The 24,488-nt window shown below is 61.2% G+C and carries 23 protein-coding genes and 1 tRNA gene; 19 read left to right on the top strand and 5 right to left on the bottom strand.

Annotated features, from left to right (window positions below; genetic code table 11):
- Window positions 1–9: 9 nt before the first annotated feature.
- Complete coding sequence (locus ACK8CP_RS05700) at window positions 10–1,800, bottom strand: B12-binding domain-containing radical SAM protein (RefSeq protein ID WP_414833637.1); 1,791 nt, start codon at window positions 1,798–1,800, stop codon at window positions 10–12.
- Between the two features lie 216 nt (window positions 1,801–2,016).
- On the opposite strand from ACK8CP_RS05700, the gene ACK8CP_RS05695 reads away from it, so the two are divergent.
- Entirely contained in the window at window positions 2,017–2,340 is a 324-nt protein-coding gene (locus tag ACK8CP_RS05695) for a YARHG domain-containing protein (protein ID WP_414833636.1), read from the top strand.
- Between the two features lie 49 nt (window positions 2,341–2,389).
- On the opposite strand, the gene fghA is transcribed toward ACK8CP_RS05695, so the two are convergent.
- Both fghA and ACK8CP_RS05685 read right to left on the bottom strand, forming a co-directional pair.
- Window positions 2,390–3,223 carry an S-formylglutathione hydrolase gene (gene fghA / locus ACK8CP_RS05690; protein ID WP_414833635.1) on the bottom strand — a complete coding sequence of 278 codons (834 nt, stop codon included), beginning with the start codon at window positions 3,221–3,223 and terminating at the stop codon, window positions 2,390–2,392.
- Window positions 3,224–3,255: 32 nt separating this feature from the next.
- Complete coding sequence (locus tag ACK8CP_RS05685) at window positions 3,256–4,383, bottom strand: S-(hydroxymethyl)glutathione dehydrogenase/class III alcohol dehydrogenase (protein ID WP_414833634.1); 1,128 nt, start codon at window positions 4,381–4,383, stop codon at window positions 3,256–3,258.
- 197 nt (window positions 4,384–4,580) lie between these two features.
- On the opposite strand from ACK8CP_RS05685, the gene ACK8CP_RS05680 reads away from it, so the two are divergent.
- The 4 genes from ACK8CP_RS05680 to ACK8CP_RS05665 all read left to right on the top strand — a co-directional run bounded on the left by ACK8CP_RS05680 (window position 4,581) and on the right by ACK8CP_RS05665 (window position 8,754).
- Window positions 4,581–6,605: an acetyl-CoA carboxylase biotin carboxylase subunit gene (locus ACK8CP_RS05680; RefSeq protein ID WP_414833633.1), complete on the top strand. Its 2,025-nt coding sequence runs from the start codon at window positions 4,581–4,583 to the stop codon at window positions 6,603–6,605.
- Window positions 6,606–6,695: 90 nt separating this feature from the next.
- Window positions 6,696–7,943: an SAM-dependent methyltransferase gene (locus ACK8CP_RS05675; protein WP_234627962.1), complete on the top strand. Its 1,248-nt coding sequence runs from the start codon at window positions 6,696–6,698 to the stop codon at window positions 7,941–7,943.
- A gap of 19 nt (window positions 7,944–7,962) precedes the next feature.
- Window positions 7,963–8,247, top strand: coding sequence for an acylphosphatase (locus tag ACK8CP_RS05670; RefSeq protein ID WP_414833632.1), 285 nt, complete (start codon window positions 7,963–7,965; stop codon window positions 8,245–8,247).
- A 192-nt stretch (window positions 8,248–8,439) separates the two neighbouring features.
- Entirely contained in the window at window positions 8,440–8,754 is a 315-nt protein-coding gene (locus tag ACK8CP_RS05665) for a hypothetical protein (RefSeq protein WP_128294058.1), read from the top strand.
- Window positions 8,755–8,773: 19 nt separating this feature from the next.
- On the opposite strand, the gene lipB is transcribed toward ACK8CP_RS05665, so the two are convergent.
- Window positions 8,774–9,535, bottom strand: a complete 762-nt coding sequence (gene lipB, locus ACK8CP_RS05660; protein WP_414833631.1) for a lipoyl(octanoyl) transferase LipB — start codon at window positions 9,533–9,535, stop codon at window positions 8,774–8,776.
- Window positions 9,536–9,750: 215 nt separating this feature from the next.
- Here lipB and ACK8CP_RS05655 point away from each other — a divergent pair.
- From ACK8CP_RS05655 to ACK8CP_RS05635, 5 genes are all read left to right on the top strand, one after another.
- Window positions 9,751–9,835: transfer RNA gene (locus ACK8CP_RS05655), tRNA-Leu, on the top strand.
- A 103-nt stretch (window positions 9,836–9,938) separates the two neighbouring features.
- On the top strand, window positions 9,939–11,348 hold the full coding sequence (gene mgtE, locus ACK8CP_RS05650) for a magnesium transporter (protein WP_234627966.1): 1,410 nt from the start codon (window positions 9,939–9,941) through the stop codon (window positions 11,346–11,348).
- A gap of 116 nt (window positions 11,349–11,464) precedes the next feature.
- Window positions 11,465–12,238 carry a GH25 family lysozyme gene (locus ACK8CP_RS05645; RefSeq protein ID WP_414833630.1) on the top strand — a complete coding sequence of 258 codons (774 nt, stop codon included), beginning with the start codon at window positions 11,465–11,467 and terminating at the stop codon, window positions 12,236–12,238.
- 4 nt (window positions 12,239–12,242) lie between these two features.
- Window positions 12,243–12,680 (top strand): N-acetyltransferase family protein, encoded by a 438-nt coding sequence (locus ACK8CP_RS05640; RefSeq protein WP_414833629.1) that lies wholly within the window; start codon window positions 12,243–12,245, stop codon window positions 12,678–12,680.
- Complete coding sequence (locus ACK8CP_RS05635) at window positions 12,661–13,104, top strand: VOC family protein (protein ID WP_414833628.1); 444 nt, start codon at window positions 12,661–12,663, stop codon at window positions 13,102–13,104. Before ACK8CP_RS05640 ends, ACK8CP_RS05635 begins: the two co-directional genes overlap by 20 nt.
- Window positions 13,105–13,135: 31 nt before the next feature.
- Here ACK8CP_RS05635 and ACK8CP_RS05630 read toward each other — a convergent pair whose 3' ends face one another.
- Window positions 13,136–13,543 carry a methyltransferase family protein gene (locus ACK8CP_RS05630; RefSeq protein ID WP_414833627.1) on the bottom strand — a complete coding sequence of 136 codons (408 nt, stop codon included), beginning with the start codon at window positions 13,541–13,543 and terminating at the stop codon, window positions 13,136–13,138.
- A 13-nt stretch (window positions 13,544–13,556) separates the two neighbouring features.
- Here ACK8CP_RS05630 and ACK8CP_RS05625 point away from each other — a divergent pair, with 13 nt between their 5' ends.
- The 9 genes from ACK8CP_RS05625 (at window position 13,557) to lpdA (ending at window position 24,452) form a co-directional block, all read left to right on the top strand.
- Window positions 13,557–14,507, top strand: a complete 951-nt coding sequence (locus tag ACK8CP_RS05625; protein ID WP_414833626.1) for a glutathione S-transferase family protein — start codon at window positions 13,557–13,559, stop codon at window positions 14,505–14,507.
- 45 nt (window positions 14,508–14,552) lie between these two features.
- Complete coding sequence (locus tag ACK8CP_RS05620; protein ID WP_414833625.1) at window positions 14,553–15,920, top strand: DUF2254 domain-containing protein; 1,368 nt, start codon at window positions 14,553–14,555, stop codon at window positions 15,918–15,920.
- Between the two features lie 76 nt (window positions 15,921–15,996).
- A complete protein-coding gene (locus tag ACK8CP_RS05615; protein ID WP_414833624.1) occupies window positions 15,997–16,830 on the top strand; it encodes an aldo/keto reductase in 834 nt (277 codons plus the stop codon).
- A gap of 97 nt (window positions 16,831–16,927) precedes the next feature.
- Complete coding sequence (locus tag ACK8CP_RS05610; protein WP_414833623.1) at window positions 16,928–17,725, top strand: YdcF family protein; 798 nt, start codon at window positions 16,928–16,930, stop codon at window positions 17,723–17,725.
- Window positions 17,726–17,883: 158 nt separating this feature from the next.
- Window positions 17,884–19,218 carry a mechanosensitive ion channel family protein gene (locus ACK8CP_RS05605; protein WP_414834195.1) on the top strand — a complete coding sequence of 445 codons (1,335 nt, stop codon included), beginning with the start codon at window positions 17,884–17,886 and terminating at the stop codon, window positions 19,216–19,218.
- Between the two features lie 465 nt (window positions 19,219–19,683).
- Window positions 19,684–19,809 carry a hypothetical protein gene (locus ACK8CP_RS05600; RefSeq protein WP_255701274.1) on the top strand — a complete coding sequence of 42 codons (126 nt, stop codon included), beginning with the start codon at window positions 19,684–19,686 and terminating at the stop codon, window positions 19,807–19,809.
- A gap of 152 nt (window positions 19,810–19,961) precedes the next feature.
- Complete coding sequence (locus ACK8CP_RS05595; protein ID WP_414833622.1) at window positions 19,962–20,387, top strand: rhodanese-like domain-containing protein; 426 nt, start codon at window positions 19,962–19,964, stop codon at window positions 20,385–20,387.
- Window positions 20,388–20,515: 128 nt separating this feature from the next.
- Window positions 20,516–22,876 carry a glucose/quinate/shikimate family membrane-bound PQQ-dependent dehydrogenase gene (locus ACK8CP_RS05590; RefSeq protein WP_414833621.1) on the top strand — a complete coding sequence of 787 codons (2,361 nt, stop codon included), beginning with the start codon at window positions 20,516–20,518 and terminating at the stop codon, window positions 22,874–22,876.
- 154 nt (window positions 22,877–23,030) lie between these two features.
- Window positions 23,031–24,452, top strand: coding sequence for a dihydrolipoyl dehydrogenase (lpdA, locus tag ACK8CP_RS05585; protein WP_414833620.1), 1,422 nt, complete (start codon window positions 23,031–23,033; stop codon window positions 24,450–24,452).
- The last annotated feature ends 36 nt before the right edge of the window (window positions 24,453–24,488 follow it).

Here is a 24,488-nt window from a genome sequence, read left to right as displayed (position 1 = left end):
GCAGGGCAATCAACCCGCCTTCGCCAGCGGGTTATCTTCCTTCGATGCCAGAACATGTCTCTGACGTCGATCTTCCGCCTGTCGCCGCGCCTTCTCGACCGCCGCTCGCGCCTGATCGTTGAGTGCGAACATCTCCAGCGTCTCCGTTTCCGCCTCGATGACCGGTGTGATCGCAAGATCGCTGTAGGATTTCGCCTCGGGGTCCCGTGCGATGCGTTTGCGCATGCGGTGGATCTTCCAGGCATAGGCGCCGAAGCGCAGATATTTTGCGGCACTTTCGGCAAGATAGAGAGGATAGAAGACCGCAGCGGCTGGCCGAGGCATGTCGGCGCGCCTCTCCAGACGATCCTTGCGGCGCAAATAGCCGCATTGCTGGGGATGGACGCCTTCGAACTTCGGTGCGCCATAAACCTGCAGGACGGAATGCCAGATCTTCACCGGCTTGATGCCGTAGACGAGGTTGCGGCGCATGATCCGCTCGATATGCGCATCCGTGTAGTACCAGTCCCAGATGTCGCGATAGGCCCGCTGCCACGCCTCGGCGCTCATTCGAGGATGCGCGATCGTCACCGATTCTAGATCGTATTTGTTGAGATCGGGATCCATCCAGATGCCCGCCTCGACGCCGTTCTTGTGATCTTCTGAACCCGGCAGGGGCGTCAGCATGGTGAATTCGAGCACATCGACCGGTAGTTCACGCTGCACGATTTCGATGTCGCGCTTGAGCGTCTCTGGCGTGTCACCGGGCAGACCCATAATATAGCCGGCATAGGTGATGACGCCCGCCGACTTCCACGCCTGGAACATTTTTCGATACTCGGTGATCCGGTTCTGATTCTTCTTCATCTGAAGAAGATTTTCCGCATTCACGCTTTCCAGTCCGACGAAGACGAATTTGCAGCCGGCGCGTGCCGCCTTTTGCACGAACCCCGGGATCTTGTGCGCCAGCGTGTCGACCTGAATGAGGAAGTCGATGCCGCATCCCTCAGCGCGCAGGGCGATCAAGCGATCGAAAATCGCTTCCCAGTTCTTGTTGCGCGCAAAATTGTCGTCGGTGACGAAGAAGCGCCTGATGCCTTCGGCGTGGTTCTTCCGCACGATGGCTTCGATATCGTCGGCGTCGCGCCAGCGGCTCTTGCGGCCTTGCACGTTGATGATGGTGCAGAACGAGCACTGAAACGGGCAGCCGCGCCCGGCATCGAAAGAGGAGACGACACCGTCATAGCGTTTCACGAGCCGCTGCGGCAGGTAGGGCGTGGTCTGACCCTGCAGGGAGGGTAAGTCGTCCATACAATTGTAGATCGACTGTGCGGTGCCGTTATCGACGTCGCGGAGCAAGCTGTCGAAATGCTCTTCGGCCTCTCCTGCAAACAGGATGATACCGAGATCGAGCGCCTCCTGAAGCTCCGCTGGCAGGTCCTTCAGCATAGCGAGGGAGCCGGAAACGTGAAAGCCGCCGATCGCGACCGGCACGCCTGCGGCACGAAACCGTCTGGCGAGAGCCATTGCGCGCGGAAACTGGTTGGACTGCACGCCCACCAGACAGACGAGACCCGAATGTCCGACACGCCCGATCCTCGCGGATATTTCCTCCACGGGCACCCGGATATTCATCTCGTCATAGGCATTCACCTCAATTGCCACATCCGGGCCGAGCACCTGGCGCTCGGCGCTCGTACGCGCAATGGCATTGAGGCAGGCCATCGAATTGGATGGGATCCATGCCTTCCACCATTGAATGACATAGCCATCCTTGTCGTAGTGTGATGGCTTGATGATCTCGACATGGAATGTGCGCACGAGCCCCTCCCTCTACGCCATTCCCCAAAGTTATAGCACAATATGTCTTGCCGGTCGCCCGAAGAAGTCGCCCGGTCAAGCAGATCGTGTTATCCGCATAGGATTTATAGTTATAATTAGTGTGCAATGAGCTTTTTTGCGAGGCGCAGACCGGAAAGCCACTTAAAATGCTTCGCCAAAGACCCCTGGGTTCGTTCGAATTGAAGGAGAAAGGGTATGTTGAAGGCCTTGCTGCCAATCAGTTTTCTGTTTGCGCTCGGCAGTGTCGCGCAGGCGGACTGCTTCGACGGTCTCGGCTGTACCGACACCCATCGTTTCGAGCAGGGCGCGTTGCGCACGATGCGTTGCAGCGACCTCTGGTATATCCGGAACCGGATTTTCGACGAAAATGGCTATTGCTTCAGCACAGCGCGTGGACAGGCCAACTTCGACAATTCCGATTGCTGGGAGCCTGATCAAAGCCGCGTCAGAATGAGCGCGATCGAGCGCGGCAACGTCGATGCGATCATTCGTGCCGAGCGCGCCCTTGGCTGTCGGTAGAAGCGGCCGGGCGCTGACGTGGCGGGGATGGGCTCGCCAGAACGGAGCTTCACGCTTTCAGGCGTTTGGCATGCCAGGCGAGATGGTCCTCCATGAAGGTGGAGATGAAATAATAGGAATGATCGTATCCCGGCTGCATTCGAAGGGTTAGCGGGATGCCGCCCCCGGCGCAGGCTTTCTCGAAGAGCTCGGGCCTCAGCTGCTCAGCCAGAAAATTGTCGCCCGTCCCCTGATCGACCAAGAATTCCGGAAAGCGCGCGCCGTCGGCGATGAGAGCGCAGGCGTCATACTGCCTCCAGCCCTGTTCGTCCCGTCCGAGATAGGCGGGCAATGCTTTCTGACCCCATGGCACGTCGATCGGTGCAACGATTGGAGCGAAGGCCGAACACGCCCGGTAGCGTTCGGGATTTTTGAGCGCCAGCGTCAAAGCACCATGCCCGCCCATCGAATGGCCGAAGATCGATTGCCGCTCGGTATCGACGGGGAAGTTCGCCGCAATCACAGCCGGAAGCTCGTCCCGGATATAGCTTTCCATGCGGAAATGCCGGGCCCACGGGTCTTCCGTCGCGTCGAGATAAAAGCCCGCGCCCTGACCCAGGTCATAGGCGTCGTCATCGGCAACGCCCTCTCCGCGGGGAGAGGTGTCGGGACAGACGACGATCAGGCCGTGTTCCGCCGCCGCGCGGCGGTATTCGCCCTTTTCCATGACGTTGGCATGGGTGCAGGTGAGCCCTGACAGATAGGTGACGACAGGGCAGGGCGCGACCTTCGCCTGCGGCGGGACGAAGACGGCGAAGGTCATCTCGGTTCCGGTCGCTTCAGAGGCATGGCTGTAGACGCCCTGCGTACCGCCATGAGCGGCCCAAGTCGAAATGGTCTTCACGGGGATCTCCCTTGGCTGCGGCGACGGACGCTTCAATAGACGACGACGCTGCGGATCGATTCGCCCGCATGCATCAGATCGAAGCCGCGATTGATCTCTTCGAGAGACAAGAGGTGGGTGATCATCGGATCGATGTCGATCTTTCCCTCCATGTACCAGTCGACGATTTTGGGAACATCGGTCCGCCCCCTTGCGCCGCCGAATGCCGTTCCCTTCCAGGTGCGGCCCGTCACCAGCTGAAAAGGCCGCGTGGAAATCTCCGCACCCGCAGGAGCCACGCCGATGACGATCGACTGACCCCAGCCACGGTGCGCCGATTCGAGGGCCTGGCGCATGACCGTGACATTCCCGGTGCAGTCGAAGGTGTAGTCGGCCCCGCCGATCTGGTCTGCGCCGCGCTTCGTCAGGTTCACGAGATAAGGGACGAGATCCTCGCCAATCTCCTTCGGATTGACGAAATGCGTCATGCCGAAGCGCTCACCCCATTCTTTTTTGGAATTGTTGAGGTCGACGCCGATGATCATGTCCGCCCCGACGAGCCGCAGCCCCTGGATGACGTTGAGGCCGATCCCGCCGAGGCCGAAGACGACGGCCGTGGCCCCGGGCTCGACTTTTGCAGTGTTGACGACCGCTCCGACCCCGGTCGTCACCCCGCAGCCGATGTAGCAGATCTTGTCGAAGGGAGCGTCCTCGCGGACTTTCGCGACCGCAATCTCGGGCAGCACGGTGAAATTCGCGAAGGTCGATGTGCCCATGTAATGGTGTAGCGGCTTGCCGTCGATCGAGAATCGCGAGGTGCCGTCGGGCATCAATCCCTGACCCTGCGTGGAACGGATCGCCGTGCACAGGTTGGTCTTGCGAGACAGGCAGGAGGGGCATTCGCGGCATTCGGGCGTGTAGAGCGGAATGACGTGATCGCCCTTTTTGACGCTCGTGACGCCCGGCCCGACATCGACGACGACGCCGGCGCCCTCGTGCCCCAGAATCGACGGGAAGAGCCCTTCGGGGTCGGCGCCCGACAAAGTGAATTCGTCAGTGTGGCAGATTCCGGTCGCCTTCACCTCGACGAGCACTTCGCCCTCTCTCGGGCCCTCGAGCTGAACATTGGTGATTTCGAGGGGTTTTCCGGCCTCAAAGGCCACCGCTGCGCGCACATCCATATTGGGATCTCCTCCAAACTCTGCAGGTCCATTTGCAAGGCAATCGCGTCTCGACAAGGCCGCATCGCATGGATGACATGCATTTTCGTCGGCAAAGCCACTTTGACCCGAAGACGCGCTTGCGCTCTTTTCGCTTGTCGAGGCGCGCCTTGCTCACATAAACGGGCACCACCGCAAGAGGGGGGAAGTTTTTTCGAATGTTCCGTAAGATATTGATCGCCAATCGCGGCGAGATCGCCTGCCGCATCATTCGTTCAGCCCAAAAGATGGGAATCGCCACTGTTGCGGTCTATTCGGAAGCGGACCGAAACGCGCTGCATGTGGAGATGGCGGACGAGAAAGTCGCGATCGGCCCGGCGCCTGCCGCTGAAAGCTACCTGAAGCCCGACAAGATCATCGAGGCTTGCCGCCAGACCGGCGCCGAAGCCGTTCATCCGGGCTACGGCTTCCTCTCAGAAAACGCGAACTTCGCGAAGGCTCTGGCAGAGGCCGGAATCGTCTTCATCGGCCCGCCGATCGGCGCCATCGAAGCCATGGGCGACAAGATCACCTCCAAAAAAGTCGCCAAGGACGCGGGCGTGAGTGTGGTGCCCGGGCATATGGGCCTGATCGAAAGCGGCGATGAGGCCGTACGTATCTCTGCCGAGATCGGCCTGCCGGTCATGCTGAAGGCATCTGCCGGCGGTGGCGGCAAGGGCATGCGCGTGGCCTGGAACGAACAGGAAGTGCGCGAGGGTTTCGATCTCGCCCGCCGTGAAGCCAAGTCCTCCTTCGGCGATGAACGAATTTTCATCGAGAAGTTCGTCGAGCAGCCGCGTCACATCGAGATCCAGGTCCTGGCCGACAAGCACGGCAACGTGATCCATCTGGGCGAGCGCGAATGCTCCATCCAAAGGCGCAACCAGAAGGTGATCGAGGAGGCGCCGTCTTCCTTCCTCGACCCGGAGACGCGCGCTGCAATGGGGGCTCAGGCTTGCGCTCTCGCTGCCGCAGTCGGCTATGAGACCGCCGGCACCGTCGAGTTCATCGTCGACCGCGATCGCAATTTCTACTTCCTGGAGATGAACACCCGGCTGCAGGTGGAACATCCGGTGACAGAGCTCGTCACCGGTCTCGATCTGGTCGAATTGATGATTCGCATTGCTGATGGCGAAAAGCTCCCGCTTGCGCAGGAAGACGTCGTCCTGAAGGGTTGGGCGATCGAAGCGCGCCTCTACGCAGAGGACCCCTTCCGCGGGTTTCTCCCGTCGACAGGTCGCCTGCGCCGCTATCGGCCGCCCGAAGACGCCGCTCGGGAAGGCACCATCATCCGCAATGATACGGGGGTCGTCGAAGGTTCCGAGATCACCCTCTTTTACGATCCGATGATCGCAAAGCTCTGCACCTATGCAGAGGGCGAGGGCATGGCCGCACGCGAAAAAGCGATAGACGTCATGTCGGATGCGCTCGACGCCTTCACGATCACCGGCATTCGCAACAACATCGCTTTCTTGAGCGGTCTGATGGCGCATCCGCGGTTCCGCCGCGGCGATCTCTCCACCGCATTCATCGCAGAGGAGTACGGCAAGAGCTTCGCGGGAGCCGAGGCGACCGACGAGGATGTACGGATTCTGGCGTCGATCGCCACCTGCGTCCAATTGATCGAGCGGGTTCGGCTGGACAATCTATCGGGTCGCCTGCGGCCCCATCCCGGCACCATTCGCCCGAATTGGGTGGTTCTGATCGATGGCGAAGCGGTCGATATCACCATCACCTCGGGGATGCCTTCGATCCCGTTCGACGTCGAAATGATCGTCGACGGCATCGAGCATCGGGTGGTGACGGCCTGGAAGCCGGGCGATCTTCTTTGGCACGGCATCGTCGACGACCAGGAGGTGTTTGCCCAGATCGAACGCCGCGGTGCTGCCTTGCGTGTCGAGCGACGCGGTGTCGCCCGAATGACGCAGCTCATCCGTCCCTCCGTTGGCCAGATTTATCGCCATATGCCGGAAAAGGCGGTGAGCGAGCTCGACAACCGCCTGGCGTGTCCGATGCCGGGGATCGTCGTGTCGCTTCCAGTTGAGGAAGGACAAAAAGTCGAGGCCGGCGAGACTCTCGCCACCGTCGAGGCGATGAAGATGGAGAACGTGCTCCGGGCCGAGCGCGATGTCGTCATCAAGAAGATCTGCGCGGCCCCGGGCGACGTCGTGGCCTTCGATCAGGTGCTCATCGAGTTCGAGTAAGCCGCCTGAATGATCACAACCGGGAGGGGGTTTCACTCGTCAGATTGCGCGCGATAAAATTGGGTGTGACAAAAAGGGAGATTTTTCCCGATGTGGCTCCTGAAAAGCATCCTTCGACAATTCGTGCGCAATGGTCGGCTCACTCTGATCGACGCCGAAGGTCGCGAGCATCTTTTTGGCGGCAAGAAGCCCGGCCCGGTTGTGACCATGCACCTGCATGATCCGAAGCTTCATTGGCAGATGGCGATGAATCCGGAGCTCGTCGCTCCGGAAGCCTATATGGACGGGACACTGACATTCGAAAACGGTGCCACGGTCCATGACTTCTTGAGGCTCTTTTCGATCAATCAGGATTACCTCTCCGCCCATCCGGCGCAGACCGTCGTCAACACCGGCTATCGCGCTCTGAGACGCTGGCATCAGAACAACATGCCAGGCAGGTCGAAGCAGAACGCCAAGCATCATTACAACGTCAAAGAGGATGTCTACCGCCTCTTTCTCGACGATCGGATGCAGTATTCCTGCGCCTATTGGCGTGACCCGGATCACGAGACGCTGGAGGAGGCCCAGCTCGCAAAGCTGCGCCATATCGGCGCGAAACTTCGGCTCCAGCCCGGAATGAAGGTCCTGGAGATCGGCTCCGGATGGGGAGGTCTTGCGATCTTTCTGGCCGAGACGTTTGATGTCGAGGTCGTCGGTGTCAATCCGGCAACGGAACAGCTGGCGGCGGCCCGCCGATGGGTCGAAGAAAAAGGCCTGTCCGACCGGGTCGAATTCGTCGAGAAGGACTACCGTGAAATCGAAGGCGAATATGACCGCATCGTCTCGGTCGGAATGTTCGAGCATGTCGGCTATCGTTTCTACGATGCCTTCTTCCGAAAGGTTTTCAGCCTGTTGAAGCCCGACGGCTTCATGGTGCTGCACTCGATCGGCCGCATGTCACCGCCGGGAATCACAGGGCCATTCCTCAACAAGTACATTTTCCCCGGCGGCTATGTGCCGGCCATATCGGAGGTTTTTGCGGCGACGCAGCGCAACCGCCTATGGGTCTGCGATGCGGAGGTGCTCCGCCTCCACTACGCCTATACGATCAGAGAATGGTACAATCGCTTCCAGGCCAACCGCGACAAGGCGATCGAATTGATGGACGAGCGCTTCGTCCGGATGTGGGAATTCTATCTGGCAGCGGTGGAACTCGGCTTCGTGCACGGCTCCAACATGGTCTTCCAGCTTATCCTGTCCCGCCAAAGGGATGCCGTCCCGATTGTGCGGGACTGGATCCAGGAGACCGAAGAGCACCTGCGCCAGGGTTCCCTCTTGGCCGACGCAGCGCAATGACGTCAAAGGCACGGTGATCGTGGCAGATAAGACCGTTCGAGTGGTCATAAAAGGACGTGTCCAGGGCGTATCTTACCGGGCGTGGACCAAAGGCAAGGCGCGTGACCTCGACCTTTCGGGCTGGGTGGCAAACCGGAGCGACGGGGCGGTGGAGGCTGTCTTCACCGGCCCGGTCGACAATGTGGACAAGATGCTCGCTGCGTTGCGCTCGGGACCGGCTCTGGCCTCGGTCGAGTCCGTCGAGGTGGTTGGCGGAGGGGAGCCCCAAAGCGGGCCCTTCCGCGTGGAGCATCTCGGCCGTTAACATTGATTTAAGTTTGAATTAACGTTTCAACTCTTCGTTAAGGTAGGCTTGCGCCTGCAAGGCGAACGGGTTGGGATGATGCCGTCTTCGAAAGGCTCAAGGCTGCGTTGGGCGCTTTTCTGCGGGCTCGCAATCGGTGCGGCCGCGGCATCCGGCGTGGCGTCCGGCAGACCTTTGGACGGCCGGAATACGATGCTTGCTGCGGACCATTCCAGCGACAGAGTGGCCAATGTGCGTCTGCATTTCATGCCTGAGGACGATCCTCGCGAGGGGCATGTGAAAGTGCTCCTGACACCCGAAAGCCGGCCTCTGAGCTTTTTCGAGGCTCGTCAGGCGGTTCAGCAGGCGTTTCTGGAGACGCTGAAGGAGCCGGGCTTGCCCGACAACCTGACCCGGGTCTCCGTGACGGTGCAGCTCGCCCCTGCCGGCACCGAGCCGGAACAAAGCCGCACCTACCTCTACATTCGCAAGACGGCCAAGACCTGGACAGTGATGGCCGCGCCGTAGCTCGTGCTCGAGCGCGCGCTCACGGTTCGCGGGCGAGGGGGCCGAAGACGTCTTCGAAGGCAGCGATGAGAGCCCGATCTGCATCCGCCATATTCGCGGAGATGCCGAGATCCTTGAGGCTGGTGACGCCGTAGGCCGTGATTCCGCAGGGGACAATCCCGGAGAAATGCTCAAGATTGGGCGCCACATTGAGCGATATGCCGTGAAAGGTGACCCAGCGGCGGACCCGCACGCCCAGAGCCGCGATTTTGTCTTCGGTCGGTGAACCGTCAAAGAGCGGGGGCTTGTCCGGCCTCTGCACCCAGATTCCGACCCGCCCGTCGCGGCGCTCTCCGGTCACGCCGAAACGCACCAGAGCCGAGATCAGCCATGCCTCCAGGCAGCGCACATAGACGCGGATATCCCTTTGCCGCTTTTCCAGGTCGAGCATCAGATAGGCGACCCGCTGGCCCGGCCCATGATACGTGTATTGCCCGCCTCTGCCGGTCTTGAAGACAGGAAAACGCTCGGGCGTCAGCAGGTCCTGAGCACGAGCGCTCGTTCCGGCGGTGTAAAGCGGGGGGTGTTCGAGAAGCCACAGGCATTCTGGAGCCTCGCCGGCACGAATCGCGGCAGCGCGCTCTTCCATGAAGGTCAGCGCGGCTTCGTACGGAATCGGTCCGTTGGAAACCCGCAGCTCGACCGGCGCACCTGGATGAGCGGGCCATAGACGTTCGGTTTGTCTCTCACCTCCGGCAAGAGATTGGACGCCCCGTGCAGGGGCTTCAGGCAATGAGGTCATGGCGGATCACATAATCCTCGGCGCCAGCAAAGGCGAGGGGTGGCAAAGGCCAGACCTGGCAAAGGCGACAGCGGCCGCCCCGTGCGCGTGACCCGTACCGAGCCCCGTCCGACCGCGTCATTTTGGGAAAGCGCATCTTGTGGCGAGACTGGCCTTGTTTCGGCTCCGACCATTTGCTACATGACCGCGCGCTGGCTTGACCGGCGCAGGATTTCGCGGTCGTGGCGGAACTGGTAGACGCGCAGCGTTGAGGTCGCTGTGGGGCAACCCGTGGAGGTTCGAGTCCTCTCGACCGCACCAATTTAAAAAGGTGGCTTCGGCCACCTTTTTTTATTGTCTGCAACACCGGCGTTTCTGGCCGGCTCCGCTGGACCCGGTCGAGCCGCAGCCCTAAAGACGTGCGATGCAGACAGATACGCTCCCACGCGAAGACGAAGAGACGGCGCTTCCGCAAGTTCGCGACGAGGAAGGCTCGCTCAACGGTGCCTACCTGGCGGCGGTCTCGGAGGCGATCGAGACGAGCGACGCCGAGCGACTGCGCGTTCTGATCGGCGATCTCCACGAATCAGATCTCGGCGATGTTCTGCAGGCGATCAGCCGCGAAGAACGCGAGGCGCTGATCGCCCTCATGGGCGGCGATTTCGACTGGACGGCGCTGACCGAGGTCGACGAAACCGTCCGCGACGAGATTCTCGAAACGATCCCCAATACGGCCATCGCCGAAGCCGTCCGCGAACTCGATTCGGACGATGCGATCGGCATCCTCGAGGATCTCGCGGACGAGGATCGTGAGGAGATCCTGGCCGCGCTGCCGCTTGCCGAGCGAATCAAGCTGGAGCGCAGCTTCGACTATCCGGAGGAATCGGCCGGTCGTCGAATGACGACGCGGTTCATCGCGGTTCCGCCCTTCTGGACCGTGGGGCAGACGATCGATTTTCTTCGGGAAGATGATCGGCTGCCCGACGATTTCACCGAAGTCTTCGTCGTCGATCCGCGGTTCTGTTTCCTCGGCACGGTGTCGCTCGATCGTCTGCTGCGCACGAAGCGGCCCGTGCGCATCGAAGAAATCATGGGCGAAGTCACCCATTCGGTCTCCGCGACAGACGACCAGGAAGAGGTCGCTCGTCTGTTCGAGCGCTACAACCTTCTCTCCGTCGGTGTCGTCGACGAAAGCGATCGGCTCGTTGGTGTGATCACCATTGACGATATCGTCGACGTCATCGAGGAAGAGGCCGACGAAGATATCAAGCGCCTCGCTGGTGTCGGCGACGAAGAGCTGACGGATACCTTCGTGAGCGCGGTTCGCTCTCGCTTCATTTGGCTGCTGCTCAACCTCGGCACGGCGCTGCTCGCATCGGCGGTCATCGGCCTGTTCGATGGCACCATCTCGCAGATGGTGGCCCTTGCCGTGCTCATGCCGATCGTTGCCTCGATGGGCGGAAATGCCGGCACTCAGACCATGACGGTGGCCGTGCGGGCTCTGGCGACACGTGACATCGAAACCATCAATCCGATACGCTTCATCTCAAGGGAAGCCCTCGTAGGCCTCGCCAATGGCGTCCTCTTCGCGATCATCATAGGGGTCGTGGCAGGCTTATGGTTCTCCAGCACCCAGCTGGGCGGGATTATCGCCGTTGCGATGATCATCAACATGGTGGCCGCTGGGCTCGCCGGCATTCTCATTCCACTCGCTTTGGAAAAAGCCGGTGCCGACCCCGCGATTGCCTCTTCCGTCTTCGTTACGACCGTCACCGATGTGGTGGGCTTCTTCGCATTCTTGGGCCTTGCAGCCTGGTGGTTCGCCATTTCGTGACGGCGCCGATGTCACGCAGAAAAAAGATTTCTCAGCGGCCGGGCCCCCAGGGTGCGTCATTAACGACCGATAAAGGCTAACCGTCCATGAAGGGCCGATCCTTGGGGACGGCTTACATGACGCGCGCATTTCCCGTTTCGTACCGCAGGCTGGCGCCTGTTTTTCTCGCAGGCCTCTTGCTCACCGGCTGCGGCGGAGCTGCAATCAAATATCTGCCGGATTCAGACCCGCATCCGGGCGTGGCACGCGCCCATGCCATGCCCGTCCAGGGCATCGACATCTCCAAATATCAGGGAGATATCGACTGGAATCGGGTCCGCGCCGACGGCATTCGCTTCGCCTACATCAAGGTGTCGGAGGGCGGTGACCATGTCGACGAGAATTTCTACGACAATTGGGAAGCCGCAGCCCGTGCGGGCGTCCCGCGCGGCGCCTACCATTTCATGTATTGGTGCCGAACGGCGGCCGAACAGGCGTTGTGGTACCAGCTCGCCGTGCCGCAGGATAAGACCCAGCTTCCCCCGGTTCTCGACCTGGAATGGAATCATCAATCGCAGAGCTGCCCTCACAAAATCTCCAAGGAAGAGGCTCTCGCCAAGATCGATGTGATCCTGAAGGCGATGGAAGAGCACACCGGCAAGAAGCCGATCATCTACACCGACATCAACTTCCATAAGGACATTCTGGAAGGACGCTATAAGGATTACCCGTTCTGGCTGCGCAGCGTCGCGGCCGAGCCGAAGGAGCGCTTCAAGAACCGGCCGTTCCTGTTCTGGCAGTTTACGGCCACCGGTCGCGTCGACGGAATCAAGGGCGCTGTTGACCGCAACGCGTTCAACGGTGACGAAAAAACCTGGAGACGCTGGTTGAGAAGTCAGACAGGGCTTTGATTCGATGACGGTCAATATCCGCAGATTGAAAGCCTCCGACCGTTCCGCCTGGGAGCCTCTGTGGCAGGCCTATCTCGCCTTCTATGGTGTCGATCTCGCGCCGGAAGTGTGCGATGTGACGTGGCGTCGGCTGGTTTTGGAAAAGGGCGCGATGTTCGCGCTTGGCGCCTACGATGCCGACCGGCTTGTCGGTTTTGCCCATTGTCTCTTTCATCCGGCAACGTGGGCGATCGCCGATCGGCTCTATCTCGAAGACCTGTTCGTGGCATCGGACGCGCGCGGGCTCGGTGCCGGCCGGGCTTTGATGGACGCCGTCTTCGCCGAAGCGGAAGCGCAGAATGCCGACAAGGTTTACTGGCAGACAGAGGCTTCGAACCGACGCGCACGTGCCCTTTATGACCAAGTTGGAACATTGACCGCCTATGTCAGATACGAACGTTGAGAAAGCTGCGGCCCCAAAGATCGAGGGCATTCTAGAAACCGCCGTCTATGTCGCGGATTTGGCGGCAGCCCATGGCTTCTACGGAGAAACGCTCGGTTTGGAGCGTATGACCGGCACGTCGCGGATGATGACCTACGCGGTGGGACCATCCGAGGTTCTCCTCGTATTTCATCGTGGCGATACGCTGGAAGACACAAAGACGGCGGGCGGAGTGATTCCGGGCCATCATTCTGAAGGCCCGGCGCATTTCGCCTTCCGCATCGCCACCGACAGCTACGGTAAGTGGAAACGCCATCTGCAGGCGAAGGACATCGCTATCCTCAGCGAAGTCAGCTGGCCGCGCGGCGGGCGCAGCCTCTATTTTCGCGATCCAGACGGCAACGTCGTTGAGCTCGCCACTCGCGGACTTTGGCCGAACTTCTGAAGCTGGCGGCCAGTCGGGCTCGCCGTAGCGCTTACAGCCACCGGCCGACGCGCGCCTTGTAGGCGAGATATTCTGCGCCGAAAGCGTCTTCGAGGTGCTTCTCTTCCGGCTGTGCAGCGAGGCGATCCATCAGCACCAACGCGACCGGCGCGAGCAAAACCAGCCACCAATTGGCGAAGGCGAGTCCGAGCCCGACAACGAGCATGACGTTGCCGACGTAAAACGGATTGCGGGAATATCGAAACGGGCCCTCGGTCACGAGGGCGGAGGCCGCCCGATCGGGTCGCAGGGTCGTTCTGTGGGGCTTGAAGGTTCTATAACCCCACAGGTCGATCGCGAGAGCGGCAAGAACGATCAAGCCTCCGAGACCACGCAGGGCGCCGTCTGAATCGGGCCAGGGCAGGGGCGCGATATAGGCGAGGAGCAGCCCGAGAAACACTGATCCGGCCACGATGATGGGTGGCCAGGGGACCGAGCTTGGCGCGGTCTGCGGATTTGAGTCGTTTTCCACGGTGCCTCCCGTCGAAGCTGTTGTGGTCGCCAGTCGGATCTGGTGGTGCCTCAACACAGTCTCGCCGACAATTAGACTTGCGTTCTTTCCCGGCGCTCAAAGCGCGCGAAAAATCGGCGCATCCCTTGGTGAGGCACACCACAGGGCGCCCGGACGCCCCACAGACCCGAACGTCCCACAGAAGAGTCCGAGCCTTTCAATCCCCCAGACATTTCGAAGATCGCAGCACGCCGTGATTGACGGATCGCTGTGCGGCGACGCATCTTCCTGCATGCTCAAAATCTACGGCCGCCCCAATTCGATCAATGTCCAGAAAGTGGTTTTCTGCCTGGACGAAATCGGTCTCAGCTACGATCTCGTTTTGGCGGGACGTCAGCATGGACATGTCGACACCCCTGAATTCCGCAAAATGAATCCCAACGGCCTCGTGCCGGTGCTGGTCGATGATGATTTCGTCCTGTGGGAATCGAATGCGATCGTTCGATATCTTTGCGCACAGCACAGCGCGGGCGCGTTGTGGCCGAACGACCTCAGAGTTCGCGCCGATGCGGACCGTTGGATGGACTGGCAGACGACCACGTTCGGTCCGGCGATCGGCCCCGCATTCTACAATCTCATTCGTCAGCCCGAGGATGCACGTGATCATGCGGCGGTCTCGGCCAGCCAGAAGAAGGGTGAAGCCTGCGCTGCGATTCTCGAGAAATGGCTGGGCGACCGGCCATTCGTCTGCGGGGAAACGTTCACCATGGGCGACATCGCCATAGGTGCGATCGTCTTGCGCTGGCTTAACCTGCCGCTCGAACGCGCGCCGGCGCCGAACGTTGAGGCCTATTGCGCGCGGATCATGGAACGTCCCGCCGCACGGAAGGCGCTCGTTCTGCCCTTAAGCTGAACCGAGAGAAGCGCTCATTGACGGGATGGAAAGTGTAGGCCGGCCTTGTTTCTAGATATTCGCGGCCTCCTCCGTCTGGAGCGATGGCGCTTCCGCCTGCAGAATATCCTGACGAGCTTTTGGTTCATCCCGCTTGTGATCGGTGCTGCGGGATGGGTTGCGGCTCTGATTTCGCTCGAGCTCGATCAGTGGCGCGCGCTGCAGAAACTGCTCGGGAATCACTTTTTCCGCGAGATCCAGCCGGATACGGCCCGCGCGATTTTGAGCACCATCGCCGCGGCGACGATCTCGGCGACCTCGATCGTCTATTCTCTGTCTCTCCTGATCCGGAACCTGGCGGCGACGTCGCTTGGGCCACGCCTCGTTCAGGACTTGCGGCAGGATCGGCTGACACGCCTGACGCTGGGAATGCAGCTCGCGGTTTTCACGTACAGTCTGACGATCCTCTACTACGTGGGCACCTTCATCGAGACCCGCACCATCTCGATCGGCCTCGCCATTCTGCTCGTCATCGTGGCGTTGTCGTTTCTCGTCGTCTTCGTCAATCACATCACCGATCAGGTCAGCGTCGATCACATTGTGGCGCGCGTCGCCGGCAATCTGCAGGAGGCTCTCCAGTCCCACCTGAAGGACGCGAAATCCACCGAGGGTCTCGCCCTCCCGGAGCCAAAGCCGGCCAACGGCGCCATCATTTTTGCCGACGCCGAGGGGTATGTGTCCTCCATCAGCTACGAGGCCATCGTCGACGCCGCGGACGACAATATCCGCATGATCGAAATGCTGGTGCAGCCGGGCGACTTCGTCATTAAACGCAAGCCTCTGGCGCGCATCGATTGCGAGGAAATGCCGGACGGCTTTGCCGGCCTCGTGCGTGACGCGGTCATCCTCGGTTCGTCGCGCACCTACTTTCAGGATCTGCCCGCACGATTCAGGCTACTGGTCGAAATCGCACTGCGGGCGCTGTCGCCCGGCGTCAACGACGTCTTCACGGCGGTCGCCTGCGCCAACCATCTCGCGGCCTCGCTTGCATTGCTCGACGGACGCGACCTGACCCCGGCAATTCGTTGGAACGAGAAGCGCGACGTGATGCTGGTGCCCCAGCCGATGCATTTTGAGGAGCTCGTGGGTTCGGTCATCAATCCGCTGCGTCAGGCGGGAAAGGAGGTCTTCGTGATGAACGAAGCGCTTCTGCGCACTCTGGGAGACCTCGCCGCAGCCTCCATCCAACCCAGTCTGCGTGAGGTCTATAAGCGCCATGCGCGGCTCGTCGCCGAGAGTGCCCTTATGAACGATCTCCAGGACGAGGAGCGCTCCATCATTCAGGCGCTGCTTCAGCGCGTGGAGGAGAGGGGCGCGGAAGGCGAGAAGATCGAGCGCGAATTGAGGAGCCGTCGCGCCGCGCGGCAGAGCTGATCGCCGAGCTCCCTTGCTGGCTTGAAGCCCGGCCGAGACGCGCCAGGTTGGGCTTCGAGAGACAAAGGAGCACACTATGACACTCACCGTCACGGCGAATGGCGCCGAGATTCCGGCGCTCGGTTTTGGGACCTGGCGATTGCGGGACGATGTCTGCCGCCACATGGTGGAGGTCGCGCTCGACGCCGGATATCGACACATCGACACCGCTGAAGCCTACGACAACGAGGAAGCGGTCGGCGACGCCCTCGCAAACCATGTCACGCCGCGCGACGACATCTTCATGACCACCAAGGTATGGCACGAGAATCTTCGCGACGGGGATTTCCAGAAATCTGTCGAGGGAAGCCTGAAGCGTCTCCAAATCGACCAGGCCGACCTCGTGCTGATCCATTGGCCGAGCCCGTCGATCCCGTTCGACGAACAGATCCAAAGCCTGTGCAAGGCGAAGAAGCAGGGGCTGACCAAACACATCGGCGTTTCGAATTTTCCGGCCACCCTCATCGAAGCCGCGATGCGCCACGCCGATGAGCCGATCGTCGCAAACCAGGTCGAGTATCACCCCTATCTCGATCAGAGCATCGTTCATGCGGCCTGCCGCAAACACGGCCTCGCGCTGACAGCTTACGCGCCGATCGCCCGCGGCGCGGTCTTGGATGAAGAGGTCGTGCGGGAGATCGCCGAAGAGAAAGAGCGGACACCCGCCCAGGTCATTCTGCGTTGGCATATCCAGCAGGAGGGGGTGGTTGCGATCCCGCGCTCCTCTAAGGCAAAAAGAGTAAACGAAAACAACGATATATTTGATTTTGCTCTGACACCCGATGAAATGGGGCGGATCTCGGCGCTGGCGCGTCCGGATGGCCGCACCATCGATCCGGATTGGGCACCTGACTGGGACGAGGCGGCCTGAGGCTTTGCATGACGGCACCCTTCGTCTGCGCCTTCCCGTGATATGAGCCATCATCTTCGGCCAGTCCGGAGATGATTCGTCGATCGGGCAGGAGCCGATGTTTTTCATAATCTCAAAGGTTGCGGGCTTCTTTCTCGCTCCCTCGAATGCGCTCGTCATTCTGACGATCTTCGGCGTCGTGGTTCAGATGCTGTGGTCGTTTCGCGTCGGCGCTGTCGTGGCGGCGGCCGGGCTCGTCGGCATCCTGGCCTGTGGACTTGGTCCGGTGGCCAACTGGTTGATCCTGCCGCTGGAGAACCGCTTCGAGCAGCCCGCGTCGGACGAACCTGCCCCGGATGGCATCATCGTCTTAGGCGGCGCTCTCTCTGATCGGGTGAGTGGGGAGCGCGACGCCGGGCTCGAGCTGACCGAAGCGGGAGACCGCATTCTCGCTCTCCTGCGCCTTGCGCGGACTTATCCGCAGGCCCGCATCGTCTTCACAGGAGGCAGCAGTGCATTGACCGGCGGGGGCAGGAAGACGGAGGGCGAACTCGTCGGAGAAGCCATTGAGCGTTTCGGGCTCTCGCCGGAGCGCGTGACGATCGAATCCAACTCCCGCAATACGGCAGAAAACGCTCGCTTCTCGAAGGAAATTGCCAAACCGCGAGCGGATGAAACCTGGTGGCTGGTGACATCGGCCTTTCATATGCCGCGAGCTGTCGGCGTATTTCGCGCCGCAGGCTTCCCGGTCACGGCCTATCCGGTGGACTTCCGGGCTGCGCCCGATGATTGGATGCGCCCCTTCGCCACCGTTAGCGACGGACTTCGGCGCACCGATGTTGCGTTCCGCGAATGGGTCGGGCTGCTTGCCTATTACTGGACGGGACGCATCGACACGCTCTTTCCCGGCCCGTAGCGATCGACGTTGCACCCATCCGAAAGGATCGTCTGAGAGCCTGGCTGCGTTAAGAACGTCATTGAAGGCGGAAGGTCTTGCCCTTGGACGAACTCATCGACGGAAATGTCGCCGCCTTGCTCGGCGATGCGGAGACGGGCCTGCTGGCTTTCGTCGAAATGCTCATGCGCCCTTGGATGTTGATCCAGGTCGCCATCATCGTCGCCGCAATCCTTTTGAGTATCGTTGTCGGGCGCTTTGCTGAAGCACGCCTCGAACCGCGGGTGAGGGCGATCCGAGGACAGCCCCGTCTTCTCAGATTCCTCGCACTCCTCCTGCGGCGCACCAACTGGATCGTTCTTTCCCTCATCTTGCTGGCCGTCCTGACGGTCATGCGCACGGTGACCTGGCCGAGCCGCACCTACCTCTTGACGATTGCGGCCTCGCTGGTGGCGGCCTGGGTGCTGATCTCCGTCGTCTCGAAGCTCATTCGCAATCGAGCGCTCGGCCGTATGGTCGCCGTTCTGGCCTGGGCCTTCGTGGCACTGCGCATCACCGGCCTCCTCGATGAGGCGACCACATTGCTCGATGCCGCTGCGCTCCAGATCGGCTCCTTCCGCCTGTCACTGCTCTTTCTGCTCCAGGCGATCTTCCTTTTGAGCGGGCTCTTATGGCTCGCCGTGACCTTCGGCAATTTCGTAGAGCAGCGGCTCGAGCGCGCCAGCGATCTGACGCCCACGATCCGCGTGCTTCTCGGAAAAGTCGTCAAATTCGCGCTCATCGTCGCGGCGGCGGCAACCGCTCTCTCGGCCGTCGGTGTGGACCTCACCGCGCTCACCGTCTTCTCCGGCGCGGTCGGCGTCGGCATCGGCTTCGGCCTCCAGAAGGTCGTGTCGAACTTTATCAGCGGCATGATCATCCTTCTCGACAAGTCGATCAAACCGGGAGACACGATTTCACTCGGCGAGACGTTTGGCTGGATCCGCGAGCTGCGTGCCCGTTTCGTGTCCGTCGTCACCCGTGACGGCAAGGAATTCCTGATTCCGAACGAGGATTTCATCACCCAGCAGGTGGTGAACTGGTCCTTCACCGACACCTTGATTCGCCTCGACGTACATTTCGGCGTCGCATACTCGTCCGATCCGCACCAGGTGAGCCGGCTTGCGATCGACGCGGCGAAATCCGTCGAGCGGGTTCATCAGGCGCCTCCGCCGGTCTGCTGGATGACGGGCTTCGGCGAATCCTCGATCGATTTCATTCTTCGCTTCTGGATCCGCGATCCCCAGAACGGTCTCACCAATGTGCGCGGCAAGGTGCTTCTCGCCTGCTGGGACGCCTTCAAGGAGGCGGGTGTGTCCATCCCATTCCCGCATCGGCAAGTCGTCTTGAGCGAGCCCGTCGAAGTGCGGGTTTCGCGGCCCCCGAGCGCAGAGGCCTCGCCGACAGACAAAGCGCGCTCGAGCCGGGCGAGGGGTGGCGCACGGCCACATGCCGACCCCAAGGCACCACTCTAAACATGTTAACTTTCAGAGGCTTATAGGGAGAAAGAAGCCCAGCGTCTTATGTATGGCTGCTATGTGGATGACGCAGCCGTTAACCTCTATTAAGACTTGCTTTCTCTCGCGCTCATCGCCACATTCCCGCCGCTGATCGGCCCAAGGCCATCAGCCTCTCGGTCACCCTCGAACGCCCCTGCAGCGTAGCCTGCGCAGGGGCGGACCGGCGGGAACGAAGGATGAAGTGGACCGCCCAACTTTTCTAGTCGCGAATGCTTTTTCATCGGCGCAGGCCTCGCGTAAGCCGAGGATGCGTTGATATTTGGCGACGGCGGGCAAGGTGGATGCCGAACGCGATTGAGGCGAAAAGGTGGCAAATTTGGGCCATCTTCAGCTTGAAGTCAGCTTTGGCAAATTGTAACGGTTTTCGGTGTCGGGAGGGTCCAAGGACTCCCTCCTCACCAGGGGACAAAGGGGAATTTGATGCCCGATTTGAACGAGCCGTCCTGCTGGCGGGCGGCGGCGATTACCTTTGTGGTCTGTGCAGGACTGCTGCTGGTGATCTCGCTGGTGGTCAGTGGCGGAGCGACTACGGTGGCGGTCAGCTGACCGCATTCATCCTAGGAAATCGCGCAGTACGCGGGGCCGAAAGGTCCCGCGTTTTTTATTGCCCTTAGCCGCGACGGCTCTCCCACGCCGAAGCGTTTGCATTTCTTCCTGAAGACTGCCTAGCTAAAGAGGCGGAGAAGCAGGAGAAACCCATGCCGCAGCAAATCGTCAAAGGCTACCGTCAGCTCATCGACGAGGCCGAGGCGACAATCGAAACCGTGGGCGCCGATGAGGCGTTCCGGCGGCAGGACCAGGCCAAGGCGGTCCTCGTGGATCTGCGCGATATCCGAGAGCTGCAGCGCGAGGGAAGGATCCCAGGCGCCATACATTGCCCGCGAGGGATGCTCGAATTCTGGATCGATCCGGCGAGCCCCTACCACAAGCCGGTCTTCGCCGAAGACCGCCCATTCATTTTCTTCTGCGCGGCAGGCTGGCGCTCGGCGCTGGCGGCTGGCCGCGCCGCCGAGATGGGCTTGACGCCCGTCGCACATATCGAGGGTGGCTTCGGGGCGTGGAAGAAGGCCGGACTGCCCGTTGAATCGCCCGCTGAAGACGCAAGCCCAAGCCCAAAGAAATGAACTGAAAAGGCCTCGTCCGGCGTAAGGACCCACCCGCAATCTCCGCCGGCAAAGGATTCTGGCGTTGGCGGGAAACCGAGAGCCTCCTTCCGTGTTGGTAAGACATCAACCATCCCGGAGGAGAGAATTTGGTCGCCACAATCACTGGCATCGCCATCGCATTGCTGGGCGCTGCCCTTGCCGTCGGGGGCATCTGGCTCGCAGCCCTCGGTGGCTCCTGGTATTACATTCTTGCCGCTGTCGGCTTTCTGGCCACCGGCATCCTTTTGTTCATGCATCGCGCGGCCGCGCTTTACGTCTACGCTGCCGTCGTCCTCGGCACGCTCGTTTGGGCGATCTGGGAGGCGGGCTTCGATTGGTGGCAACTGGCTCCGCGCGGCGACATCGTCGTCCTCATCGGTATCTGGCTGCTTCTGCCTTTCGTAACGCGCTCATTGAAGCGCGATTTTTTTGACCCGCGGCCTGCCCCCTGGCGCGGGGCGGGGATCCCGCTCGGCGTCTCGCTGGTTCTTGCCGTGGGCGTCGCCATCTATGCGCTCGCAACGCCGTCCGCCGATCTCCAGGGACAGCTTCCGGCGGCACGAATGGCCGACGCGGAGACCGGGCCCTCGGGCGAGGCCACAGAAGTGCCCGAGGCGGATTGGCCGGCCTATGGGCGCACCGAGTTCGGCCAGAAATATTCCCCACTCGACCAGATTCATGCCGGCAATGTCGACCATCTCAAGGTCGCCTGGCAGTATCATACCGGCGACACGAGGCGGCAGGGCGACCCGAAGGAAACCACCTACGAGGTCACGCCGCTCAAGATCGGCGACACGCTCTACCTCTGCACGCCGCACAATCTGGCGATCGCTCTCGACGCCTCGACTGGCGAGGAAAAATGGCGCTTCGATCCCGAAGTTGGGACCGAAGCGAGCCGGCAGCATCAGACCTGCCGCGGCGTATCCTATTACCAATCGCTCGAAGGATCTGACAGCGCGACCGCAACGGAGTGCCCGACGCGGATCTATCTGCCGACATCCGATGCCCGCCTGATCGCTCTCAATGCGGAAACGGGCGAGGTGTGTCGCAGTTTTGGCGAGAACGGCCATGTCAATCTTTGGGCGAACATGCCGAACCTCCAGGAGGGCTTCTATTATTCGACTTCCGCGCCGGTGATTGCGCGCGGTCTCGTGGTCGTGGGCGGCTCGGTCAACGACAACGTCTCGACGACAGAGCCATCGGGCGTCATCCGTGCCTACGACATCGACACGGGCGATCTCCTTTGGAACTGGGATTCCGGCCGGCCCGATGAAACGACGCCGATTGCTGACGGCGAGACCTATACGGCCAACTCGCCCAATTCGTGGACGACCATGAGTGCCGATCCGGAACTCGGTCTCCTCTACGTGCCGCTCGGCAACGCTCCACCCGACCAATGGGGCGGCAACCGCACACCGGAAACCGAGCGTTTCTCTTCTTCGATCGTGGCACTCGATCTCGTCACCGGCGAACTTCGCTGGGTGTTTCAAACCGTGCGCCACGATCTGTGGGACATGGATGTGCCCTCACAACCGAGCCTGATCGACCTTCAGATCGATGGGGACACGGTTCCAGCCGTCGTTCAGGCGACGAAACAGGGTGACATCTATGTGCTCGACAGGCGGACGGGCGATCCCATTCTCCCCGTCACCGAAGAGCCCGCGCCGCAAGGTGCGGCCAAGGGAGATCACGCAGCCAAGACGCAGCCCACATCGGCACTTTCGCTGAAGCCGCCGCGGCTCACCGAGCACGACATGTGGGGCGCCACCATGTTCGACCAGCTCGTTTGCCGTGTCGAATTCCACCAGTATCGCTGGGAAGGCCGCTTCACACCGCCCTCGACGGAAGGCAGTCTCGTCCATCCGGGCAATTTCGGCGTCTTCAACTGGGGCGGCGTCGCCGTCGACCCGGTCCGCCAGATCGTCTTCGGCACGCCGTCCTATCTCGCTTTCGTCTCCAAGCTCATCCCTCGGGAAAATCCGGAGAAGAACTACGTTTCGGAGGGCAAACCCGGCCTCAACGAGAATTACGGGGCCCCGTTCGCGGTGAGCCTGAAGCCCTTCACCTCACCGATCGGGCTTCCTTGTCAGGCTCCGCCCTGGGGCTACGTCGCGGGTGCGGACCTCACCACGGGCAAGGTGGCCTATATGCACCGAAACGGGACCGTGCGTGATCGCTCGCCCATCCCGCTGCCGTTCAAAATGGGTGTGCCGGACCTCGGCGGACCGATCCTGACGGCCGGCAATCTCGCCTTCATGAGCGGCTCGCTCGATTATTATGTTCGCGCCTTTGATGCGACGACCGGCGAGCAACTCTGGCGAGATCGGCTGCCCGCCGGCGGCCAGGCGACCCCGATGACCTATGCCGTTGACGGGAAACAATATCTCCTGGTCGTCGCCGGCGGTCACGGATCCCTCGGCACGAAAACGGGTGACTCAATCATCGCCTACGCGTTGCCGTCGACCTGATCTCGTCCCCGGTGCAGGACGAGCTTGAGAAAAGGAGAGGGCGGTGCATGGCAGCTTCCGCCCCCTTCCTTCTTGATCGAAACGCTGCGGCCATTACCTTGCAGCCTCCGGAGCAATCCGGCAGGACCATGAAAAGAGGATCAGGCGAGGCGAAATGGCGGATAAATCTTATGACGTAGTCGTCATTGGCGCAGGACCCGGCGGCTACGTGACGGCTATCCGTTCCGCGCAGCTTGGCTTCAAGACCGCCATCGTCGAAGCGCGCCACCTCGGGGGAATTTGCCTCAATTGGGGCTGCATCCCGACGAAGGCCTTGCTGCGCTCCGCCGAGATCTTCCATTACATGCAGAAGGCCGGCGATTACGGATTGACGGCGGAAAAAGTCGGCTTCGACATGGGCGCCGTCGTCAAGCGTTCGCGCAATGTCGCCGGTCAGCTCAACCAGGGCGTCGGCTTCCTCATGAAGAAGAACAAGATCGACGTCATCTGGGGCAGGGCGAAGCTTGCGGGCAAGGGCAAGATCGAGGTGTCGCCGAGCGACGAGCCCGCTCCGAAGGGGGCGCTCGAGCCCGGTCAGTACTCCGCCAAGCACATCATCGTGGCGACGGGCGCACGCCCGCGGGTTCTTCCTGGCCTCGAGCCCGACCAGAAGCTCGTCTGGACCTATTTCGAGGCGATGGCACCGAAGAGCTTGCCGAAATCGCTTCTCGTCGTCGGTTCCGGCGCGATCGGGATCGAATTCGCTTCCTTCTACCACACGCTCGGCTGCGACGTGACGGTGGTCGAGGTGCTGCCGCAGATCCTCCCCGTCGAGGATGCGGAAATCTCATCGCTCGCGCGGAAGCGCCTTGAAAAGCAGGGCATCAAGATCCTGACCGAAGCGAAGGTCTCGAAGCTTGAGAAAGGCTCAGACGACGTTACGGCAACGATCGAGACGAAAGACGGCAAGAGCGAGAAGAAGACCTTCGCGCGGGTCATCTCGGCGGTCGGCGTGGTCGGCAATATCGACGGTCTCGGCCTGGAAGAGCTCGGCGTGAAGACGGAGAGGGGGCTGATTGCGGCCGATCCCTATGGCCGGACGAGCGTCGAAGGGGTCTATGCGATCGGCGATGTCGCGGGTCCGCCGATGCTCGCGCACAAGGCCGAGCACGAAGGGGTCATCTGCATCGAGGCGATCAAGGGCATGGAGCCGCACCCGATGGACAAGCTCAAGATCCCGGGTTGCACCTATTGTCATCCGCAGATCGCCTCCGTCGGACTGACCGAAGCCAAAGCCAAGGAAGCCGGACGCAAGGTTCGCGTCGGGCGTTTCCCCTTCATCGGCAACGGCAAGGCCATCGCGCTCGGGGAGCCGGACGGGCTCGTCAAAACGATTTTTGACGCAGAGACAGGGGAGCTTCTGGGTGCTCATATGATCGGTGCCGAAGTGACGGAACTGATCCAGGGATTCGTTGTCGCGATGAACCTCGAAACGACGGAAGAAGAGTTGATGCACACGGTGTTCCCGCATCCGACCCTCTCGGAAATGATGCACGAGAGCGTTCTTGACGCGTATGACCGCGTTATCCACGTATGAACTCGTGCCCGACAGGGCTGAAAGCAATCTAGAGGA

The sequence above is a fragment of the Afifella sp. YEN Y35 genome, assembly GCF_047553465.1.
Classification (GTDB): Bacteria; Pseudomonadota; Alphaproteobacteria; order Rhizobiales; family Afifellaceae; genus Afifella; species Afifella aestuarii.
This window is presented reverse-complemented; position numbering and strand designations above follow the sequence as displayed.

What these genes read in the sequence shown, in the direction of transcription:
- ACK8CP_RS05640 (WP_414833629.1), top strand. Translation starts at nt 12,243, where the DNA reads ATGACGGTCAATATCCGCAGATTGAAAGCCTCCGACCGTTCCGCCTGG.
- ACK8CP_RS05685 (WP_414833634.1), bottom strand. Translation starts at nt 4,383, where the DNA reads ATGGATGTGCGCGCAGCGGTGGCCTTTGAGGCCGGAAAACCCCTCGAA.
- ACK8CP_RS05675 (WP_234627962.1), top strand. Translation starts at nt 6,696, where the DNA reads ATGTGGCTCCTGAAAAGCATCCTTCGACAATTCGTGCGCAATGGTCGG.
- ACK8CP_RS05605 (WP_414834195.1), top strand. Translation starts at nt 17,884, where the DNA reads ATGCTCATGCGCCCTTGGATGTTGATCCAGGTCGCCATCATCGTCGCC.
- ACK8CP_RS05610 (WP_414833623.1), top strand. Translation starts at nt 16,928, where the DNA reads ATGTTTTTCATAATCTCAAAGGTTGCGGGCTTCTTTCTCGCTCCCTCG.
- ACK8CP_RS05595 (WP_414833622.1), top strand. Translation starts at nt 19,962, where the DNA reads ATGCCGCAGCAAATCGTCAAAGGCTACCGTCAGCTCATCGACGAGGCC.
- ACK8CP_RS05665 (WP_128294058.1), top strand. Translation starts at nt 8,440, where the DNA reads ATGCTTGCTGCGGACCATTCCAGCGACAGAGTGGCCAATGTGCGTCTG.
- lpdA (WP_414833620.1), top strand. Translation starts at nt 23,031, where the DNA reads ATGGCGGATAAATCTTATGACGTAGTCGTCATTGGCGCAGGACCCGGC.
- ACK8CP_RS05600 (WP_255701274.1), top strand. Translation starts at nt 19,684, where the DNA reads ATGCCCGATTTGAACGAGCCGTCCTGCTGGCGGGCGGCGGCGATTACC.
- ACK8CP_RS05625 (WP_414833626.1), top strand. Translation starts at nt 13,557, where the DNA reads ATGATGGGTGGCCAGGGGACCGAGCTTGGCGCGGTCTGCGGATTTGAG.
- lipB (WP_414833631.1), bottom strand. Translation starts at nt 9,535, where the DNA reads ATGACCTCATTGCCTGAAGCCCCTGCACGGGGCGTCCAATCTCTTGCC.
- mgtE (WP_234627966.1), top strand. Translation starts at nt 9,939, where the DNA reads ATGCAGACAGATACGCTCCCACGCGAAGACGAAGAGACGGCGCTTCCG.
- ACK8CP_RS05615 (WP_414833624.1), top strand. Translation starts at nt 15,997, where the DNA reads ATGACACTCACCGTCACGGCGAATGGCGCCGAGATTCCGGCGCTCGGT.
- ACK8CP_RS05680 (WP_414833633.1), top strand. Translation starts at nt 4,581, where the DNA reads ATGTTCCGTAAGATATTGATCGCCAATCGCGGCGAGATCGCCTGCCGC.
- ACK8CP_RS05635 (WP_414833628.1), top strand. Translation starts at nt 12,661, where the DNA reads ATGTCAGATACGAACGTTGAGAAAGCTGCGGCCCCAAAGATCGAGGGC.
- ACK8CP_RS05695 (WP_414833636.1), top strand. Translation starts at nt 2,017, where the DNA reads ATGTTGAAGGCCTTGCTGCCAATCAGTTTTCTGTTTGCGCTCGGCAGT.
- ACK8CP_RS05645 (WP_414833630.1), top strand. Translation starts at nt 11,465, where the DNA reads ATGACGCGCGCATTTCCCGTTTCGTACCGCAGGCTGGCGCCTGTTTTT.